The sequence below is a fragment of the Streptomyces alkaliphilus genome, assembly GCF_014141535.1.
In the GTDB taxonomy this organism is placed as follows: Bacteria; Actinomycetota; Actinomycetes; order Streptomycetales; family Streptomycetaceae; genus Streptomyces; species Streptomyces alkaliphilus.
In genome coordinates this window covers 1-869 of the sequence record NZ_VKHT01001477.1, presented here as the reverse complement: position 1 = coordinate 869, position 869 = coordinate 1, and the positions used below count along the sequence as shown (strand labels likewise).

General features: G+C 79.1%; 1 protein-coding gene. It reads right to left on the bottom strand.

The window, feature by feature from the left end:
• Positions 1 to 92: 92 nt before the first annotated feature.
• Positions 93 to 869 (bottom strand): type II secretion system F family protein (locus FNQ90_RS28280; protein WP_267133117.1); only part of this gene is annotated, 777 nt, incomplete at its 5' end.

Genomic DNA, 869 nt, shown 5'->3' with positions numbered 1-869 from the left:
CCCACCGGCCGCCGTGCCGATCCCGCCCCCGGGCGGGGCGGTGGCCGGGAGCGCCGGGTGGAACACCGGGAAGGAGGTCACCGGGAAGGAGGTCACCGGACACCTCCCCGAAGGGCGGGGCCGGCTCCCGCCGCCCCGCCGCGTTCGGCGGAGCGGACGATCGCCGCCGCCCAGGCCAGGCCGAGTCCCTCCAACAGACAGCCGGCCGCCAGACAGATCCGGCCCACCGCGGTGTGGAGGAGGACGTCCACCGGAGCCGCGCCCATCAGGGACCCCAGTGCCAGGCCGACCGGGGGCAGACCGGCCAGGACCACGGCGGTGGTGCGGGGGCCGGCCAGTTCGGCGCGCAGATCGGCCCGCCGGTCGCGCTCGGCCCGCAGGGTGTCGGCCACCCGGTCCAGACCGTCGGCCAGGGAGGACCCGCTGTCCAGGGCCACCCGCCAACAGGCCGCCGCCGCGCCGAGCCCCTCGGCCCCGGGCTCGCCGGCCAGGCGCCGCAACGCCTCCGGCACACCGTCCCCGATCCGGGCGGCGTCCAGGACCTCGGACGCCCGGGGCCCGAGCCCCGCCGGTCCCGCCGCCACCAGTGCCCGGTACGGCGGCAGTCCGGCTCTGGCCTCGGCCGCGAGCGCCGCGCACCAGGAGATCACCTCCTCCACCCGGCGCTCGGCCTCCGCCCGCAGCCGGCGGCGGTGCCGGACCCGCAGCAGCACGGGCATCACGACGAGGGCGAGCAGCACCGGAATCGGGGAGGCGGTGAGCAACGCGGCCGGGACGGAGACGGCCACCCCCGGGAGGACGACGAGGAGGGCCCCGGGCGTCGCCCGGAGAAGAACGCCGAACCGCCGGAACGGGGTGGGTCGGGAGGC